The 16,818-nt window shown below is 37.2% G+C and carries 18 protein-coding genes; 10 read left to right on the top strand and 8 right to left on the bottom strand.

Annotation, left to right across the window (positions count from 1 at the left end; translation table 11 throughout):
- Positions 1-4 precede the first annotated feature (4 nt).
- The 3 genes from P256_RS08285 to P256_RS08275 are packed head-to-tail and all read right to left on the bottom strand — an operon-like array spanning position 5 to position 2,484.
- Positions 5-1,306 carry a DUF445 domain-containing protein gene (locus P256_RS08285; RefSeq protein WP_023273237.1) on the bottom strand — a complete coding sequence of 434 codons (1,302 nt, stop codon included), beginning with the start codon at positions 1,304-1,306 and terminating at the stop codon, positions 5-7.
- A 19-nt stretch (positions 1,307-1,325) separates the two neighbouring features.
- Complete coding sequence (locus P256_RS08280) at positions 1,326-1,901, bottom strand: CC0125/CC1285 family lipoprotein (RefSeq protein WP_023273236.1); 576 nt, start codon at positions 1,899-1,901, stop codon at positions 1,326-1,328.
- Positions 1,902-1,944: 43 nt separating this feature from the next.
- Positions 1,945-2,484, bottom strand: coding sequence for a DUF924 family protein (locus P256_RS08275; RefSeq protein WP_023273235.1), 540 nt, complete (start codon positions 2,482-2,484; stop codon positions 1,945-1,947).
- Positions 2,485-2,693: 209 nt separating this feature from the next.
- Between P256_RS08275 and gshA the strand changes: the two genes are divergently transcribed.
- From gshA to parE, 4 genes are read left to right on the top strand one after another with little or no spacing between them, the layout of a single operon-like run.
- Entirely contained in the window at positions 2,694-4,271 is a 1,578-nt protein-coding gene (gene gshA, locus P256_RS08270; RefSeq protein ID WP_023273234.1) for a glutamate--cysteine ligase, read from the top strand.
- 22 nt (positions 4,272-4,293) lie between these two features.
- Positions 4,294-4,785, top strand: a complete 492-nt coding sequence (locus P256_RS08265; RefSeq protein ID WP_023273233.1) for a disulfide bond formation protein B — start codon at positions 4,294-4,296, stop codon at positions 4,783-4,785.
- A 41-nt stretch (positions 4,786-4,826) separates the two neighbouring features.
- Positions 4,827-5,435: a YqiA/YcfP family alpha/beta fold hydrolase gene (locus P256_RS08260; RefSeq protein WP_023273232.1), complete on the top strand. Its 609-nt coding sequence runs from the start codon at positions 4,827-4,829 to the stop codon at positions 5,433-5,435.
- A gap of 3 nt (positions 5,436-5,438) precedes the next feature.
- A complete protein-coding gene (parE, locus tag P256_RS08255) occupies positions 5,439-7,319 on the top strand; it encodes a DNA topoisomerase IV subunit B (protein WP_023273231.1) in 1,881 nt (626 codons plus the stop codon).
- A 43-nt stretch (positions 7,320-7,362) separates the two neighbouring features.
- Here parE and P256_RS08250 read toward each other — a convergent pair whose 3' ends face one another.
- Positions 7,363-7,602, bottom strand: coding sequence for a putative hemolysin (locus P256_RS08250; RefSeq protein ID WP_023273230.1), 240 nt, complete (start codon positions 7,600-7,602; stop codon positions 7,363-7,365).
- A gap of 199 nt (positions 7,603-7,801) precedes the next feature.
- On the opposite strand from P256_RS08250, the gene hpxO reads away from it, so the two are divergent.
- Positions 7,802-8,959, top strand: coding sequence for an FAD-dependent urate hydroxylase HpxO (gene hpxO, locus P256_RS08245; RefSeq protein WP_023273229.1), 1,158 nt, complete (start codon positions 7,802-7,804; stop codon positions 8,957-8,959).
- Positions 8,960-9,004: 45 nt separating this feature from the next.
- On the opposite strand, the gene P256_RS08240 is transcribed toward hpxO, so the two are convergent.
- The 3 genes from P256_RS08240 to uraD form a co-directional block, all read right to left on the bottom strand.
- Positions 9,005-9,874, bottom strand: a complete 870-nt coding sequence (locus P256_RS08240) for an outer envelope protein (protein ID WP_040332019.1) — start codon at positions 9,872-9,874, stop codon at positions 9,005-9,007.
- Positions 9,875-10,054: 180 nt separating this feature from the next.
- Positions 10,055-10,381 (bottom strand): hydroxyisourate hydrolase, encoded by a 327-nt coding sequence (gene uraH, locus P256_RS08235; RefSeq protein WP_023273227.1) that lies wholly within the window; start codon positions 10,379-10,381, stop codon positions 10,055-10,057.
- A complete protein-coding gene (gene uraD, locus P256_RS08230; protein WP_023273226.1) occupies positions 10,378-10,860 on the bottom strand; it encodes a 2-oxo-4-hydroxy-4-carboxy-5-ureidoimidazoline decarboxylase in 483 nt (160 codons plus the stop codon). The genes uraH and uraD overlap by 4 nt, the downstream gene beginning before the upstream one ends.
- Before the next feature lie 376 nt (positions 10,861-11,236).
- On the opposite strand from uraD, the gene P256_RS08225 reads away from it, so the two are divergent.
- The 5 genes from P256_RS08225 to dsbD all read left to right on the top strand — a co-directional run bounded on the left by P256_RS08225 (position 11,237) and on the right by dsbD (position 15,774).
- Complete coding sequence (locus P256_RS08225; protein ID WP_023273225.1) at positions 11,237-11,584, top strand: HPF/RaiA family ribosome-associated protein; 348 nt, start codon at positions 11,237-11,239, stop codon at positions 11,582-11,584.
- Between the two features lie 228 nt (positions 11,585-11,812).
- Positions 11,813-12,439 (top strand): HAD family hydrolase, encoded by a 627-nt coding sequence (locus P256_RS08220; protein ID WP_023273224.1) that lies wholly within the window; start codon positions 11,813-11,815, stop codon positions 12,437-12,439.
- Positions 12,440-12,574: 135 nt separating this feature from the next.
- Positions 12,575-13,117 carry an ankyrin repeat domain-containing protein gene (locus P256_RS08215; protein WP_023273223.1) on the top strand — a complete coding sequence of 181 codons (543 nt, stop codon included), beginning with the start codon at positions 12,575-12,577 and terminating at the stop codon, positions 13,115-13,117.
- 18 nt (positions 13,118-13,135) lie between these two features.
- Entirely contained in the window at positions 13,136-13,906 is a 771-nt protein-coding gene (locus P256_RS08210; RefSeq protein ID WP_023273222.1) for a transporter, read from the top strand.
- A 23-nt stretch (positions 13,907-13,929) separates the two neighbouring features.
- Positions 13,930-15,774, top strand: coding sequence for a protein-disulfide reductase DsbD (dsbD, locus tag P256_RS08205; RefSeq protein ID WP_023273221.1), 1,845 nt, complete (start codon positions 13,930-13,932; stop codon positions 15,772-15,774).
- Positions 15,775-15,806: 32 nt separating this feature from the next.
- On the opposite strand, the gene P256_RS08200 is transcribed toward dsbD, so the two are convergent.
- On the bottom strand, positions 15,807-16,706 hold the full coding sequence (locus tag P256_RS08200) for an alpha/beta hydrolase (protein ID WP_040332017.1): 900 nt from the start codon (positions 16,704-16,706) through the stop codon (positions 15,807-15,809).
- Between the last annotated feature and the right edge of the window lie 112 nt (positions 16,707-16,818).

The following is a 16,818-nucleotide window of genomic DNA, read 5'->3' as shown; positions in this document are numbered from 1 at the left end:
TTAGTTAAAGTAGATAGTCGACTAGAGCACGAATCACACCTAGAATTAAACCAATAAATGCACCGACAATCACGCCGTTCACACGAATCATATGGAGGTCGCCACCGACTGAATTTTCAATTTTGGCGATCATCTCTGTAGAGTCCCATTCATGAATGCGTTGACTAATAAAACGAATGACTTTATCGCTATATTGGTCACTAAAATAAGTTGCAAGGGTAATCAGGCGCGTATTTAAGAGTTGTCTGACATCATTGTTTTCTGCGAGATTTTTACCGACCAATTCGATAGCGGCACGCATATTCATTGCAATACCTGAGTTTTCTTTGAGTAGATCTTCTTTGATGGCATTGAATAAAATGACCACAGCACCACTCATAAAGTTGAGTACATGTGGGTTTTCTAATAATGCATTTTTACCTGCATTTAAACGTTGGCTAATCAGACTTTCATCATTTTTAAGCTCAGTAATGAGCGTTTGTCCGTAGTCTTCGATATGTTGTCGCCAAGGGTGTTCAGGATCTTTTAAAATCTCTTCAAGCTTATGCATGAAGCTGTCTACAGTGCGTTGCTCCATGTCGATGCCTAACCAACTTACCCCTTTAGACAGTTTTAAAATGCCCATTTCTTTAAAAATACGGGTGACGATTTCACGCGTTTTTTCAGGGTATTTTCGTACCCATTCATGCGAGTAATCTAAAGCACGTTGTAAAACATCTTGATGAAAGTCATTGTCTAAAACTGAATGCAGCATTTCACTGGCAAGGTGGTTAATTTTGGTATTTTGAATCCACTGCACGCTATTATTTTGAATAAACTGTGCAATTTGCTCTTGTTCCACAAAATCAAAAACTTTAGGTAGTGTTTGTTGCACGACTTGCGTGACTTGTGTGCTGTTGTTTGGATTTTCTAACCATTGCCCAATACTCAAGGTAAGGTCAGTTTTACTTAGACTTTTTTCTACAATTTGCGGAGATAAAAAGTTCTCTTGAACAAATCGTCCCATCGACTCTGCAATACGTGCTTTATTCCGAGGAATAATTTCCGTATGGTCTCTTAAAAAGTGTGGGATAGGGAATTTACCAAATGGATTACGAAAAAGTACTGTCACAGCATACCAGTCGGCAAAACCACCCACGACACCCGCCTCAGCAGAGAGCATGAGAATATGTAGCCACCATGCATATTCAGGAAAGAGTTTGGCTGTAACCATGAAGACAATCCAAACCAAAATGGCAACTAAAAGCGCAATTGTGGCAAGTCGTTGGCTACGCTTTAAATGACTAGAAGGTGTGAGTATCCCCATGTGTTAATCCTCTTATATTTTATGGTTGTGCGTTATATTTTCCTGTTTGAACAGGGGGTAACACATTACCGTTAGGTGAGACCCCATATTTTGCACCGAGAGATTGTAAAATAACTCCTGCACTAAATGCATCACTTGGTGTATTTTCAGGTTGTTTATAACACTCAATGGTATAAGAAACTTCCGTTGGATCTAAATTTACAACTTCAGGGGAGTCATCCCAAGGTCCATAACCAAATCCGGGCGCAGGTCTATAAAAACCATATGGCCCAACAAACATAGGGGGTGGTGCGGGATAGATAACGGTTTGTCTTGGTGGTTGATTACGGTTGCTTGGATCATTAAGAACTTTAAAAGCACTAAATCCACTTTGTATTGTAACTTGAGCTGCCTTAACGAGCGTAATCTCTTGTGCTGTACCATAGCTCATGTTTGGACTGGTCTTAAAGCTTACACGGAAGCTATGCTGATTAAGCGGATAACTTGAAAAATGCCCAAGTTGATCAAAAGTACGTGGTTTTTCAAATGTAGTCATACAGCCTGTAAGGCTAGCTGCAACAGCCAAAACTAAACATGGCAAGATTTTCTTATTCATCTTTTTTATGCTCCAAATGATGCCGACCTAATAAGACTAAGTCTTAAAAGTGGCTATCTGGTTGTGTAAGAAATGTTTCTTCTTCTGCTGTAGATTTACGCCCTAAAACTTTATTACGGTGAGGGTAACGCGCAAAACGATCAATAATAACTTTATGCTTATATTCAAACTCTAAGTTAAGTGGATTACCCAATTTTTCAAATAAGACCACAGCATGCTCATGAATAACTTTTGACTCACTGTGCATAAATGGCATATATAAAAATGAACGTTGTTCAGGAGAGAGTGCTTGATCTAATTCTAAAGAAATAGCTTCTTGTGCGAGTGCAAGCGCCAACGCATCTTGTGCAAATGCTTGTGGCTGATCTCTAAAAAGGTTTCTAGAAAATTGATCAAGAATAATAATCTCAGCTAAACGACCTTCAGCAGTTGTTCTCCATGACCATAACTCAGCTTGTGATGCTGCATGATGAATTTTTTGGAATTGATCTGCAATTTTTTGATCAAATTGTGTATCTTTTGCAAACCACATTGCTTTACGTTCAGGGTTAAACCAAAAATCAAGAACGGTATTTTTATTCATAATAAACCTTATTCAGTCATATATATTTTTATTGGATCATAAATGTATGTCTTGATATTGTACAAGTTTACGATTTAAATATGATTTGGACATGCATAGTCACTTAAAATCTACATGAAATTTGCATGATTGAACGTAGAGTTTTGTGAGATTCATGCAAAAATATACTTTGTAAAAATAGACAGCGAAAAATTAAAGTGAGGAATACTATGAGTCAACCCAAAGCAAGTTCTCATTCGATAGTGCCAGCTTGGGTAGACGCATCAATGCTTCAGGGAACTTTACGTGGTATAGAGCGTGAAAGCCTTCGTATGCAGAGTGATGGCTATCTATCAAAACAACCACATCCACAAAGTTTGGGTTCCGCACTCACACACCCTCATATTACGACGGATTACTCTGAAGCGTTAATGGAGTTTATTACGCCTCCTGAAAGCTCTATTCAAAAAGTTTTGGCGTATTTACAAGACCTTCATTATATAGCTCATAAAAATTTACCTGAGGGTGAAAAGCTTTGGCCAATGTCTATGCCGTGCATGTTGGATCAGGATGAGGAAAATATTCCATTTGCACAGTATGGTAGTTCAAATATTGGACGCTTTAAAACATTATATAGAAAAGGTTTGGCCATCCGTTATGGTCGTAGAATGCAAACCATTTCAGGCGTGCATTACAACATCTCTTTTCCTGATGAGCTCTTTGAACAACTACAAGCACATGAAGTAGATACATCGCTGAAAACACTGAGCTTGCAAGACTATAAAAGTTATCGTTATTTTGGTCTAATCCGAAACTTTATACGTTTAACCCCCATTATTATTTTCCTACTTGGTGCAAGCCCGACCGTTTGTGGTAGTTTCCTGATTGGACAAACACACCAATTAAAGCCACTGGTTGCAGGTGCATTGCATTTGCCACATGCGACTGCGTTACGTATGGGTAAACATGGTTATCAGAATTCTGCACAGAAAAAATTGGGTATTCACTATAATGATTTAACGGGCTATCTTGCAGGTATTCAAGAAGCAGTTAAGAAACCATATGCACCATTTTCTAAACTTGGGCTAGATGATGAAAATGGTGAACCACGCCAAATTAATGACCATACCTTACAAATAGAAAATGAATACTATAGCTTAATTCGTCCAAAACAGACGCCAAAAGGCAGCGAGACACCATCACAAGCTTTAGAAAACCGTGGTGTAGCATATGTTGAATTAAGAGCGGTTGATGTAGACCCTTATAGTCCAATTGGTATCAAAGAAAGCAGCGCTGCATTTCTTGAAACATTTGCACTGTATTGTTTATTGCTCGAAAGTCCTGAAATTTCAGAAGATGAGCAATCGCGTATTGAAAGAAATCAGGCTCTAATTGTTGAAAGAGGTCGTGAGGACGGACTTCAGTTAGAAACTGCAAGTGGTTCTATTTCAGCAAAAGCATGGCTGCTAGAGCATTTATGTGCAATGAAACCTTTGGCTGAATTATTTGACCAAGGCCTGCAAGAGTCGCTTTATAGCGCTGCAATAAATGAAATGTTATTGCGTGTTGAAGACTCTAGTCAAACACCATCTGCACAAATTATTGAAGAAATGAAAGTGCATGGTGGAACACGACATTTTGGTGGTCATTTGGCAGCGCAACATGCAAAAGTATATGATGTGCATCAAATTACAGCCGACAAACAGCAATATTTTGATGGACTTGTTACCATCTCTAAGCAAGAACAGTTGGCTTTAGAACAAGCTTCAACTGAAACTTTTAAAGAGTATTTAAATAATTTTCGCTAACAGTAGAGTGAGAGAGTAAAGCGTGAAAGTAAGCTATCGTCTCGTCAGTGGGTTACTGGTTTTGGCCAGTATTGTAGGAATGTCTTTTGCGCTTTATTTAGAGCATGTAAAACATTTAGTGCCATGTCCGTTATGTATTTTTCAGCGTGTAGGGCTTATGGCCATGGGTATTGTGGCTTTAATTGCATTTTTGCATAATCCCAAAAGTAGTGTCATGAAGCGTATATATGCATTGCTGGCTGGTTTGGGTGTACTTTGGTCAGCAGGTGTTGCGGTAAGACATGTGTGGATACAGCATTTACCCGCAGATCAAGTGCCAAGTTGTGGGCCGGGATTAAATTATTTAATTGATGTTTTTCCAATGAAAGACGTATTAGAGCAAGTACTTCGAGGTTCGGGGGAGTGTGCTAAAATCGATTGGACATTCATGGGTTTTTCACTGCCTGAACTGTCAGTAGTATTTTTTAGTGGATTGGTCATTGTCTGTTTTTGGCAAATGTTTCGTAAGTTCTAAAGAAAAAACCACCCTTGCGGTGGTTTTTTATTAAGTTAAGTATGCATCATATTTTTTATTTACATGGGTTTAAAAGCCATACAAATTCTGTAAAAGGGACTTTGTTAAAAGAATATTGTGTGAGTCATCATCCAAACATACAAGTTCATTTACCCGATTTAAACTTGCCACCACATATGGCAATGGAACAGATTCATAAAAAAATTGCTCAAGATCAGCTTACAAGTCTTTCTTTTGTTGGTAGCAGTTTAGGTGGATTCTATGCCACCTATTTGGCGAATTATTACAACTGTGCAGGTGTGCTCATTAACCCTGCTATTCGACCTTGGAAATTGTTTGAAAAGCAGGTTGGATTTCATCAGCTTCCGTATTTGGTTACAGCAAATTGGTCGTTAACTATTGAAGATGTCTATACATTAAAGCAATATGAGCTTGCAGATGCACAGGATCTGAGCAAAATGTTGGTATTATTGCAACAAGGCGATGAAACTTTGGATTATAAAGAAACACAGCGTTATTATAGTGCGCACAAAGTTTCTAGTATGATGATTACCGAGTGTGGTGGTAATCATGTCATGGATAATTTTGCAGAGAAAATTCCCATGCTCCTCGTGTTTTTATTACAGCACTTATCATTAAGGAATATATAAAACGTGTCACAATATACAGCTCAATCCCTTGAAGTTTTATCTGGTTTAGACCCTGTTCGCCGTCGTCCGGGTATGTATACAGACACAACACGTCCGAACCATTTAGCACAAGAAGTTATTGATAACTCAGTAGATGAAGCATTGGCAGGGCATGCAAATAAAGTATGTGTGACTGTACATAAAGATGGCTCGCTCTCTGTACAAGACAATGGGCGTGGTATGCCTGTCGATATTCATCCTGAATATGGGCAAAGTGGGATTGAGATTATTTTAACGAAGCTTCATGCAGGCGGAAAATTTAGCACAGACAACTACCAATTTTCGGGTGGTTTGCATGGGGTGGGTATTTCGGTTGTGAACGCTTTATCTACACGTGTAGAAGTTGAAGTACAGCGTCAAGGCTCACTCTATAAAATGGCATTTGAACATGGTGAGCCTGTGAGTCCGCTTGAGGTTTTTGAAGGCAAAGCACCGAAAAAGGCTTCAGGTACGCGTGTTCATTTTTGGCCTGAAGCAAAGTATTTTGATAATCCAAAATTTGCTGTAAAAGCACTCAAGCATAATTTAAAAGCAAAAGCAGTCTTGGCAGCAGGGCTACAAATTATTTATGTTGATGAAATTAATAATGAAAAAATAGAGTGGCAGTTTGAAAATGGTCTTGTCGATTATCTTATGGATGAAGTACAAGATCGTGAAATTTTACCAACACCTGTTTTTGTGACCCAAGGCGATGCCGAACGTGCAAGCTGTGATTTTGCATTATGTTGGAATGTAGATGGTGGTGAGCAAGTTCAAGAAAGTTATGTGAACTTGATTCCAACTGCGCAAGGTGGAACACATGTCAATGGGTTACGTTCAGGTGTTACCGAAGCACTGCGTGAGTTTTGTGAGTTAAGAAATCTTTTACCAAGAAACCTGAAACTATCTGCCGAAGATGTTTGGGATGGTGTGAACTATATTCTGTCGTTGAAGTTTCAAGAACCACAATTTTCAGGTCAGACCAAAGAGAGACTTTCAAGCCGTGAAGCTTCAGGTATTGTATTAAACATCGCTAAAGATGCATTTACGCTGTGGTTAAATCAGAATTCAGAAGTTGCAATACAACTTGCTGAAATTGTAATTGCCAAAGCAGGCCGTCGTTTAAAAGCTGCGAAAAAAGTACAACGTAAGAAGATAGTATCTGGCCCTGCATTGCCCGGAAAACTTGCTGACTGTGTGGGGCAAACGCGAGAAGAAAGTGAACTATTCATTGTTGAGGGTGACTCGGCAGGTGGTAGTGCAAAACAAGCACGTGATAAGAACTTTCAAGCTGTGATGCCCATTCGTGGAAAAATTTTAAATACGTGGGAAGTTGCTTCAGATGAAGTCTTGGCTTCACAAGAAGTCCATGATATTGCCATTGCCATTGGTGTAGACCCGGGAAGTGATGACTTGTCAGAGTTGCGTTATGGTCGTATTTGTATTTTGGCAGATGCAGACTCGGATGGTTTACATATTGCGACCTTACTCTGCGCATTATTTGTGAAGCACTTTGCGACGCTTGTCGAAGAAGGGCACTTGTATGTTGCAATGCCACCATTGTTCCGTATAGATGATGGTAAAGATGTGCACTATGCTTTAGATGAAGATGAGCTGAATGCAACGCTTAGTCGAACGAAAACTAAAAATCCACAAATTACCCGATTTAAAGGGTTAGGTGAGATGAATGCGAGTCAACTTCGTGAAACAACGATGGACCCAGACACACGCCGTTTGGTGCAATTAGATTTAGATGATGCGCATTTTACAGCAGGCTTGCTTGATAAGTTGCTTGCGAAAAAGCGTTCAGCAGACCGTAAACAATGGTTAGAACAAAAGGGTAACTTGGCAGATATTGCTGTTTAATGGAAATAGAAAAATAAAAAACGGCATATAATGCCGTTTTTTATTAAGAGTGGGTTTCGCGATAGAGATCCCATTCATCTTCTTCTACGCCATTAGGCAGTTTGCAGTTAAAACTAATATTGCCATAAGCATCTTTGAGTTGTCTGAGCTTTCCATGTTGTGAAATACAATATTCACTTGCAGGGTTTGCCATACCTTGTTTTTTATGGAATGTAGGTAAACTACTACATGCACTTAGTGCAAGACCTAAAGATACAACAGTAAATATAACCAATTTATTCATAATTCAAAATCTATATTATCCCAATAAAAATATAGCGGATATAACTCATTCAAAGTGTAAATTTTATAAAGTATGCTTTTATAAAACTGTATCGTTCTTACGCTTATTCTTCTTAAATCACTTCATACATTCTTATATCTAAAGAGTGGCATATTTCTCGCTATATAAATGCTAAATATCTAGAATAAGGCACACTAAAGTGAAAATTGTCATTATTGGTGCAGGAATTGCAGGACTAACAGCAGGAATTGCACTAAAAAAATTCGGTTATCAGGTTGTTATTTATGAGCAAGTAAAAGAAATTCGACCTGTTGGTGCAGCCATATCTTTATGGCCTAATGGTGTCAAATGTCTAAACTATTTAGGATTGAAAGATAAAGTTGCAGCATTAGGCGGTCAGATGGATCATCTTTCTTATGTTGATGGTATTCATGGTGATGTAATGACAGCATTCAGCTTGATGCCATTAATTCAAGATGCAGGACAGCGCCCATACCCTGTATCTCGTGCAGAATTACAAAGCATGCTTATGGATGAGTTTGGTCATGAAGATATCTATTTAGGTATGAAAATGACAGGGTTGAATCAAAAAGAAGACAGTGTGCATATTACTTTTGAGGATGGCTCTGAGGATAGAGCAAATTTACTTATCGGTGCCGATGGTACACACTCTATGACACGCCGCTATGTTTTAGGTGAGCAAGTACCACGCCGTTATGCAGGATATGTGAATTGGAATGGTCTTGTAAAAGCCTCTGAAGAGATTGCACCACTAGCGCAGTGGACGACCTATGTTGCAGATGGTAAGCGTGTTTCACTGATGCCTGTTTCCGAAGGAAGATTTTATTTTTTCTTTGACGTGCCTTTACCCGTAGGACTTGAAAATAATAAACAAAATTATAAGTTTGATTTAAAATCTTACTTTGAAGGATGGTGTCCACAGGTTCAAATGCTTATAGAGCAGTTAGATATTGAAAGAACTAATCGTGTCGAGATTCATGATATTGAACCATTCTTGAAATTTTATAAAGGTACTGTTGTACTCATTGGTGATGCTGCACATAGTACGACCCCAGATATTGGTCAGGGTGGTTGCCAAGCAATGGAAGATGCTGTTTATCTTGCACGTGCATTGCAAGTGAATAGTTTAGGCATTGAAGATGCTTTAAGTCGCTACCAAGATAAACGAAATGAACGTGCCAAAGAAATGGTATTACGTGCGAGAAAGCGCTGTGACATTACACATATGAAAGATGCTTGCATTACAGAAGCATGGTATGGCGAGCTAAGAAAAGAAAAAGGAGAAAATATTATGAAAGGAATTCTAAATAATATTGTGGGTAATGTTTTAGATTAATTGGTTGATGTCAGGGCAAAGTTTTTCTTTGCCCTGAATCACTTATTAGAAGTGGTAATCTACACGTACCATTGGGGTATTGGCAGTTGCGCCTTTATCGCCCTTAGTTGGGTTACCAAATTTGTTGTGCCAGTATTGGTATTCAAAACCTGCACGTAACGTTTTATCTTTTTTACCCCATAACGTACTTAAATCATACATGATCATTGCATCAATATTTGTTTCTGGGGAAGTTTTACCACCAAACTCATTTTTACCTTTAGAGTCGATCCATAGTGCATAACCTTCAAAAGATAAAGGTGTCTGACCAAGAGGAATACCCCAAGTCAATTGGAATGCAGCATGTGGGTCATAAGAGTAACGATGTCCTAAACCTTTTGGTTGATTGCTTTCAAAGAAAGCCAAAGCGCTTAAGCTTAAGAATCCTGGTACATCAAAGTTAATGGTTGGCCCAACCACCCACATACGCTTTTTAGAGCCGTAAGAGTCATTTTTTGTATTCCAGTCGAGTCCTGCTGTTAGTGCATAACCACGAATACCTTTTGATGAGAAGTCTTTTTTAAGTACAGAACCTAGGTCAATGTTGTTACGATAAACTAAATAGGCTTCTTGTGTTCCACGATCGAATTGATCTGCTTCCTTACCACCATAAACTTCTTTAGATGATTGTAAAAAATCTACATTTAAAAAGTTTGTACCGTAGCTATAACCACTACTGTGAGTGAATGAGTAAATTTGTTTAGCAATATTAGTTCTTGAGCCATCAGCATTATTTTTATATGGTTCAGCAAAGTCACTGCCATAACGCCAACCAATTGCATTATCACTCCAAGTGAGTGCAAAGCTAGAAGATGAAATGAGTGCAATTGAAGTAAGACCAATTGCTGTGGCAGACTTTTTAAAAAAAGACATCATATGTGGCACCATGTAAAAACCCCCAATGGTCAGAATAAATGCAAAAAGCAGTAAGGCTGCTTATGCATAGGCGTATTCTGCAAAAAATGAGCCATAATGTATAAAACTTGTAATAAAAAAGAAATAAAAAAATAATATTTTTTTAAATATTTAAATTAAAACAAAAGTTTATTTGTAATATTAGCTACCTCTATAAGTAGAGTAGGCATGTGCACTGAGTAAAAGCGGAATATGGTAATGCTCATTTAAAGCAGAAATATAGAACTGAATATAAACTTTAGGAAAAAATGAGGGAGTATTTAGTTTTTGAAAATAAGGTGCTACATCATATTCAAGTTGATATATACCTTGCTCGATAGGTATTTGAATTTGAAGGTCTTGTATTCGACCATTTGAATCAGTGACACCCTCACCAATATAGCGATTGGTTTCTACTTGAAATAGTCGAACAGAAATAAAACTTGCAGGTTTACCAAGTTGAGTATCTAAAATATGTGTACTAATCATACAATTTCCTGTTCAAGTCGAAGTAAGGTAATTAACATCAGTTGTTCATGAACACATTTTTTTTCGGTATCTAAATTATTTTCTAGTCTTAGCTCTATTTCAGTGAGTACTTGGGATGTAGATAACCCCATAGCTTTAATAAGAAAAATAAAACCAAATTTATTTTCATAGGCCATATTTGCCTGTACGAGTGCTATTTTATCTTGTGACTTTGTTGAAATTTTTTCTTGCTCTTTATTAGAGTAACTATTTTCAGTTTTTGGTTTCTCACCAATTTTAGGGTGCTCATTCAGTGCACCTAAAATCTCTTGCCATGTCCAGTTTTGAGCCAATGTTTTAGCAAAATCTAAGAGAGCTTCTTTACTTTTATATGGACGCATTTTATCAATGGCTTTAACCCAGCTAGGGATGTTTACACAGCGTATGAGTACATCTTGGATTTCTGTTGAACTAGAATGATTAAACACAGTGAGTTGCATATTTTTTCCAAATTCTTTTTAAATAAATTTAAGTTTATAAAATATAGAAAAGCAAAAAATATGCCCAGTTTTGCAAGATTTATACATTTTTAGAAGGTATACGTCTAAAGTAGAAAGCGTCATGTAAACAAATACATATAGTTTGTAATTAAATATAGAGGTTATGAGATGAACACGTTGCTATTGCTTTTCTTTTAATCAAAACTATAAAAATAGACTTGCATATTTTTATAGAAGGATCATATTAAATTGATAGGAACACAAAAAAGTTTAAATAAGCTTAGTCATGATAAATAGTACTAAGTCATTTAAAAAGGTGTGAAATAAGAAGGATATACCGATTTCGCATAACATGCGCAATGAGTGAGGATAAACTATGAATATTGAAATCCGTACTGATAAGAATATAAAAAATAGTGAGCGTTTAATTAATTACGTAAGAGAAGAGCTCCTAGAAAAATTTCATCGTTATGGCGAAAAAATCACTCATTTCTCTGTACATTTAAGTGATGAGAATGCAGCAAAAGGTGGGGATGACGACCTACGTTGTATGATTGAAGCACGTCCTGCTGGTTTAAAACCTGTTGCTGTATCTTATAAAGCAGCAAATGTTGATGCAGCAATTCATGGCGCATTAGATCGTCTAAAAAGAAGTTTAGAACACTTATTTGATAAATTAGATCATCCTCGTGATCATAAAGGCTTAGAAATTATTGAGGACTAGTTTTATTTAACCAATGATATTGGAGAAATATATAAAACTATACTTACGCCTTTTACTACTTTAATAAAATTTAAAGAAAACTGAATTGAATGAAACCCGTGTCATTTTTATGGCGCGGGTTTTATTTATTGTAATAAAACATGTTGTTCAACGATAAAGGTTTTTATAGATATTGTTTAGATTGAAAAAAAATGATTATGATTTGATAAAGTCATTAGGGAGAATAATATGAGTTTATCTTTAGATACCAAACCATCCGTTATTGTTTTTGATGTATTTGGTACTTTAGTCAAAATAGGTAAAAAGAACCATCCATATAAAACTTTACTGAAGTATCTTAAACAGCAAGGTAGAGCGCCTCAATCCAATGATGCCAGATATATTATGTCTGTTGATGCAGATTTTACTCAATTGGCTTTAAAATGGGGTATGCAGATCCCCGAAGATATATTAGAAGCTTTGGTGTTTGACCTAAATGAAGAACTAAAAACAATTGAATTATTTAGTGATAGTCTTTCAACTTTAGAGCAGTTGAGATGTGAAGGATATCGTTTAGCATTATGCTCTAACTTAGCAACGCCTTACGGTAAAGTAGTTGGGACAATGTTACCTGAACTAGATGCTTATGCATGGAGTTATGAGGTAGGTACAACTAAACCTGATCCATCTATCTACCAATATTTAATTGATGAGCTAGACTGTCATGCAAGTGAGGTGCTCTTTATTGGAGATACACCATCAGCAGATATGCATGGTCCAATTGAGTTTGGGATGTCTGCGCGTTTGATTAACCGAAAAAAAGGACAAACTTTTGCAGATATTTTGGGGGGTATTCTTCCTAAAGTAGAGGTATGAATGATAGGGAGAAAAAATTAGGGTCTATGCTGAACCGATACTATTGAGTTTTTCTTTTATCGTTTAAATAAAAGTTTCTTGCTACACTGTTATTATCTTTAGAAAGCGATCTAAGCAAATTAGAGTGAACACATTATGCTAACAACGGAACAACAATCACTTATTCAAAATATTGAAAGTTTAGATGTTCAAGGGGTTCAATCATTATTAAAAGATGGTTTAGATCCTAATTTTATTGATCCTGAAAAAGGTCCTCCAATTTCAATTGCATGTGACGGTATTTTCCAATGGTGGGAAAATGTCTGTGAAGCATATGAAAATGAAACCCCACTTTCTGAAGAAGAAAAACAGCATAGACTAGCTCCTCATATCGAATTACTTGATGCTTTAATTCTAGCGAAAGCAAATGTGCATCTATGGGATGCCGATGAGTTTTATGGCCCACTTTGGGATGCTGCAAGTGCAGCATGTGTGCCAGCAGTTGAAAGATTACTGAAAGAAAAAGTAGACCCAAATACCAAAGATGATGATGACCTGACAGTATTGTCTTCAATTAGTCAGTTATTCTTTGAGTGTGACTATGATGAAATTGATTGGACGCAAGCACTTCCTGAAGAAAAACAGACATTAGAATTACTGCGTGAACATGGCGCAAAAATGTCAAAAGAACTTGTTTAAACACAGACTGGAAGCATTATGAATAATAGATTAAAGATAACAATACTTACATCAGCAATACTAGCAAGCTCTTCTATTTTTGCAGATGATTTTTCTTTTGACCGTCCGGGAACTGGGTTTGGTACGAGTATTACACCTGTAGGTAGTTTGGCTTGGGAGCAAGGGCTTCCAACTGTCGAATACAGTAAGGCAAATATAAGTAATGACCAAACACAAAATGTTTCTTTACAAGAAGATATGCTGTTACGTACTGGTCTTACAAAAGATTTAGAACTACAGTTAGGGTGGGATGGCCCAAGCTGGTTGCGTACAACGCAAAATGGTAAAAAAACGACGACCAATGGCCTAGGCGATATGAGTGTTGGTCTAAAAAAAGCAATCGATTTACATGATGATCGTATGAGCATGGCACTGCTTGGTCAAGCAACGATCGCAACGGGAAATTATGCATTTTCAAACCATGACAGTATTTATGCATTGGCTTCAACAGTGCAATATGCACAAAATGATATTTTAACGACTGGGATAACCATGCGCTATGAAATACAAAATAGCGATTGGGCAGTGACAGCAGTACCAACTTTAAGTTACAAATTGTCAAATAAATGGTCTGGGTATTCAGAGTTTGTTTACCGTAAGCAAGAAAGTGAACATATTCAAACATCTTTAGCAACAGGTGTAATGTATGCTGTCAACAATCGTATGCAATTAGATGCAAGCATTGGGGCAGGGTTAAGCGGTGATGTACCTGACTATAAAGGTGGATTTGGCGTATCATTCCTGTTCTAGTGTGTTAAGCATTTGGACAGATCATGGGCCTTATAAAGAATAAATTTTTAGCAGCACTGTGTATTTTTATACAGTGCTGTTTATTTTTCACGATATCCGCAACAACACGAGCAGAAGAACCGCTATTGCCTGCTGCACAAGCATTTCAATTTTCTGCAAATGCACTAGATCATCAACAAGCATCCTTAGCTTGGATGATTGCACCCAATTATTATCTATATCAGCATAAATTTTCTATTCAAGAGAATGGTCATCCTGTGCAACTCAAATTTCCATCTGCCGTTCAGCAACATGATGCGACATTTGGTACAAGCTTAGTTTATTTTAATCAAGTTGTACTCAATATTAAGACCAATGCAAACGCAACATATGATGTCAGTTGGCAAGGATGTGCAAAGGATCGACTATGTTATCCACCTCAGCATACACAATTTAAAACAGACAAAGATGGCTTCGTTGCAGATGCAAATCAAACAGTACAAAGTTCAAGTTTATTAAGTCTAGCGCCTAAAACATCAGATATGTCTTTGGATGGCAATGATCAATTCAATAGTGCCAAGCCAACTACTGAAAGTGTGAGTAATAATCCTCCGATACTTACGAAAGTAAACCCATCGCCACTTGCTCAAGATCAAATTTTATCGGAAAAGTTGCATGATCATTCTTTTTTCTATGGGTTATTCCTCTTTTTAGGATTAGGGTTATTACTCGCTTTCACTCCTTGTTCATTGCCGATGCTGCCTATTCTTAGTTCTCTTATTATTCGTGAAAAGAAAGGTACGAAAGCATGGGCAATTGCACTTGTATTTGTTTGTAGTATGGCATGTGTCTATGCAATTTTAGGCATGGTTGCATCTTATGCAGGGTTAGGTTTTCAACGTTGGTTACAGCAACCAACAACATTAATTGCATTTAGTATTTTATTTATTGTCTTTGCTTTAAATTTATTTGGTTTATTTGAAATTAAATTGCCTCAGTCTTGGACTTCTCGTTTAGACCAAGTACAGTCTATGCAAAAAGGTGGCTCTTTTATTGGTGCTGCGGTGATGGGCATTATCTCTGCGCTGTTGGTTGGTCCTTGTATGACAGCCCCTTTGGCTGGTGCTCTCTTATTTATTGCCCAAACACAAAGCCAATGGCATGGTGCTGTTCTTTTATTTGTACTTGGTTTTGGTATGGGCATTCCTTTGCTTTTAGTCAGTATCTTAGGTACAAAAATATTGCCAAAAGCAGGCGAGTGGATGGCACAGATTAAAGTTGTTTTTGCTTTTATTATGTTGGGGTTAGCACTCTACTTTTTAAGACCAATGCTATCACTGTCGCTCATGCATATTTTAACATTGGTACTGTATGTTTTTGCGGCAATTTATTTAATCTATGGTATTTTTAAATATGTAAAAGGCATTAAAATTCTATTTGCACTTTTGCTTATAGCTGTTCTTGCTGGAATAAGTTATGCACAGTATCAATACGTACAAAATGCTCAAGTGACCAGTGGGGCTGAAGTAAAGTGGCATGTGGCAAAAAATGCAGCAGAGTTTGAGAAAATTTTAAAGAGTGCTCCACAAGGACAAGCCGTTGTTATTGATGTCTATGCAAACTGGTGTGTGGCTTGTCAGCCAATTGAACATCATATTTTGAAGCAAGTAAATGTTCAAAATGGGCTAAAACCATTTTATTTAATTAAGTTGGATTTGAGCCAATATGACACATCACATCAAGCATTACTTGCACAGTGGGATATTCTAGGCCCACCAACATATTTATTTTTAGATAAACAACATCAAGAAAGGCGTGAACTCCGCTTAGTAGGTGAGTTTGAAGCACCTCAGTTAATACAACAATTGCAAGATTTAAGAAACCGTTAGAGAAAAGGAGGCATTTTTATATGCCTCCTTTTTTATAGTGAATCTATAAATTCCTTGCTATTAAGAAGCGCTTGCTTTCCTTCATCAAACCATTCATTGAACATGAAAAAGTTATGCCACATCCCTGTGTATAGCTGATAATCGACAACAACATCTACAGCTTCAGCCATTTCTTTTAATCTTGTTGCATCATCAAGAAGTACAGACTTACTTCCAACTTGAATAAGTAAAGGAGGAAGTCCTGTAAGGTCTCCATATAGTGGTGAAATGCGAGGGTCATCTGCTTCAAAATTTGTATTGGCAGTATAATATCCAATTCCTTTTTGTAAGAACTGAATAGATGTTAAAGCATCGTGTTTTCTGTTTGAACGTATAGAGCGACTTGTCAGTGTTAAATCAAGGAAAGGTGAGAACAGCATAACTGCACGAGGCAATACAGTATCTTTTTGTCTGATAAGGCGTAAGGCAAGTGTTAAAGCTAAGTTTGCGCCACTATCATCGCCTGCCAAAATAATGTTTTCGGCTTGTATACCTGAAGAAATGAGAGCCAAATATGCGTTATATATTGCTTGGCTTGAGTGTGGAAAGGGACTCTCTGGTGCAAGGGGATAGTCTACATTTATAATTTGGGTTTTGGTTGTTTCTGCAAGGCGGTATAGCCATGCTCTATGGCTTTTTAAAGAACCAAGATGAAAGCCGCCACCATGTAGATAAAAGATAACAGACTCATTCTTTTGAGTTGATGGTGTAATAATTTCAATAGGAAGGTGAGCGAGAGTTTTCTTTTCAGTAGTTAAATTTTTATGGTGTAATGGAAACACTGAAGTTGCATGGTTAATGTAAAAACGATTCAAGTTTGGTGAAAATTGACGCTGGCTCGGATAACGAATGGTTGTTTTTAACAAGGCTTCGACAAGCCATTGTTTCCACATTTCTTGCATAATAGACGTCCTTTATTTGTTATAAAATAACTCATCGAAATTTATAAAGTGCATATGATGCATATTATGTCAGGCTAGCATTCATTCGTCACATGACAAAAGT

Source organism: Acinetobacter nectaris CIP 110549, from assembly GCF_000488215.1.
GTDB lineage: Bacteria > Pseudomonadota > Gammaproteobacteria > Pseudomonadales > Moraxellaceae > Acinetobacter > Acinetobacter nectaris.
The sequence above is the reverse complement of the archived record's forward strand: the minus strand, read 5'-3'. Positions and strand labels throughout refer to the sequence as shown.

What these genes read in the sequence shown, in the direction of transcription:
- P256_RS08285 (WP_023273237.1), bottom strand. Translation starts at nt 1,306, where the DNA reads ATGGGGATACTCACACCTTCTAGTCATTTAAAGCGTAGCCAACGACTT.
- P256_RS08280 (WP_023273236.1), bottom strand. Translation starts at nt 1,901, where the DNA reads ATGAATAAGAAAATCTTGCCATGTTTAGTTTTGGCTGTTGCAGCTAGC.
- P256_RS08275 (WP_023273235.1), bottom strand. Translation starts at nt 2,484, where the DNA reads ATGAATAAAAATACCGTTCTTGATTTTTGGTTTAACCCTGAACGTAAA.
- gshA (WP_023273234.1), top strand. Translation starts at nt 2,694, where the DNA reads ATGAGTCAACCCAAAGCAAGTTCTCATTCGATAGTGCCAGCTTGGGTA.
- P256_RS08260 (WP_023273232.1), top strand. Translation starts at nt 4,827, where the DNA reads ATGCATCATATTTTTTATTTACATGGGTTTAAAAGCCATACAAATTCT.
- P256_RS08250 (WP_023273230.1), bottom strand. Translation starts at nt 7,602, where the DNA reads ATGAATAAATTGGTTATATTTACTGTTGTATCTTTAGGTCTTGCACTA.
- P256_RS08240 (WP_040332019.1), bottom strand. Translation starts at nt 9,874, where the DNA reads ATGATGTCTTTTTTTAAAAAGTCTGCCACAGCAATTGGTCTTACTTCA.
- uraH (WP_023273227.1), bottom strand. Translation starts at nt 10,381, where the DNA reads ATGATTAGTACACATATTTTAGATACTCAACTTGGTAAACCTGCAAGT.
- uraD (WP_023273226.1), bottom strand. Translation starts at nt 10,860, where the DNA reads ATGCAACTCACTGTGTTTAATCATTCTAGTTCAACAGAAATCCAAGAT.
- P256_RS08225 (WP_023273225.1), top strand. Translation starts at nt 11,237, where the DNA reads ATGAATATTGAAATCCGTACTGATAAGAATATAAAAAATAGTGAGCGT.
- P256_RS08220 (WP_023273224.1), top strand. Translation starts at nt 11,813, where the DNA reads ATGAGTTTATCTTTAGATACCAAACCATCCGTTATTGTTTTTGATGTA.
- P256_RS08215 (WP_023273223.1), top strand. Translation starts at nt 12,575, where the DNA reads ATGCTAACAACGGAACAACAATCACTTATTCAAAATATTGAAAGTTTA.
- P256_RS08210 (WP_023273222.1), top strand. Translation starts at nt 13,136, where the DNA reads ATGAATAATAGATTAAAGATAACAATACTTACATCAGCAATACTAGCA.
- dsbD (WP_023273221.1), top strand. Translation starts at nt 13,930, where the DNA reads ATGGGCCTTATAAAGAATAAATTTTTAGCAGCACTGTGTATTTTTATA.
- P256_RS08200 (WP_040332017.1), bottom strand. Translation starts at nt 16,706, where the DNA reads ATGTGGAAACAATGGCTTGTCGAAGCCTTGTTAAAAACAACCATTCGT.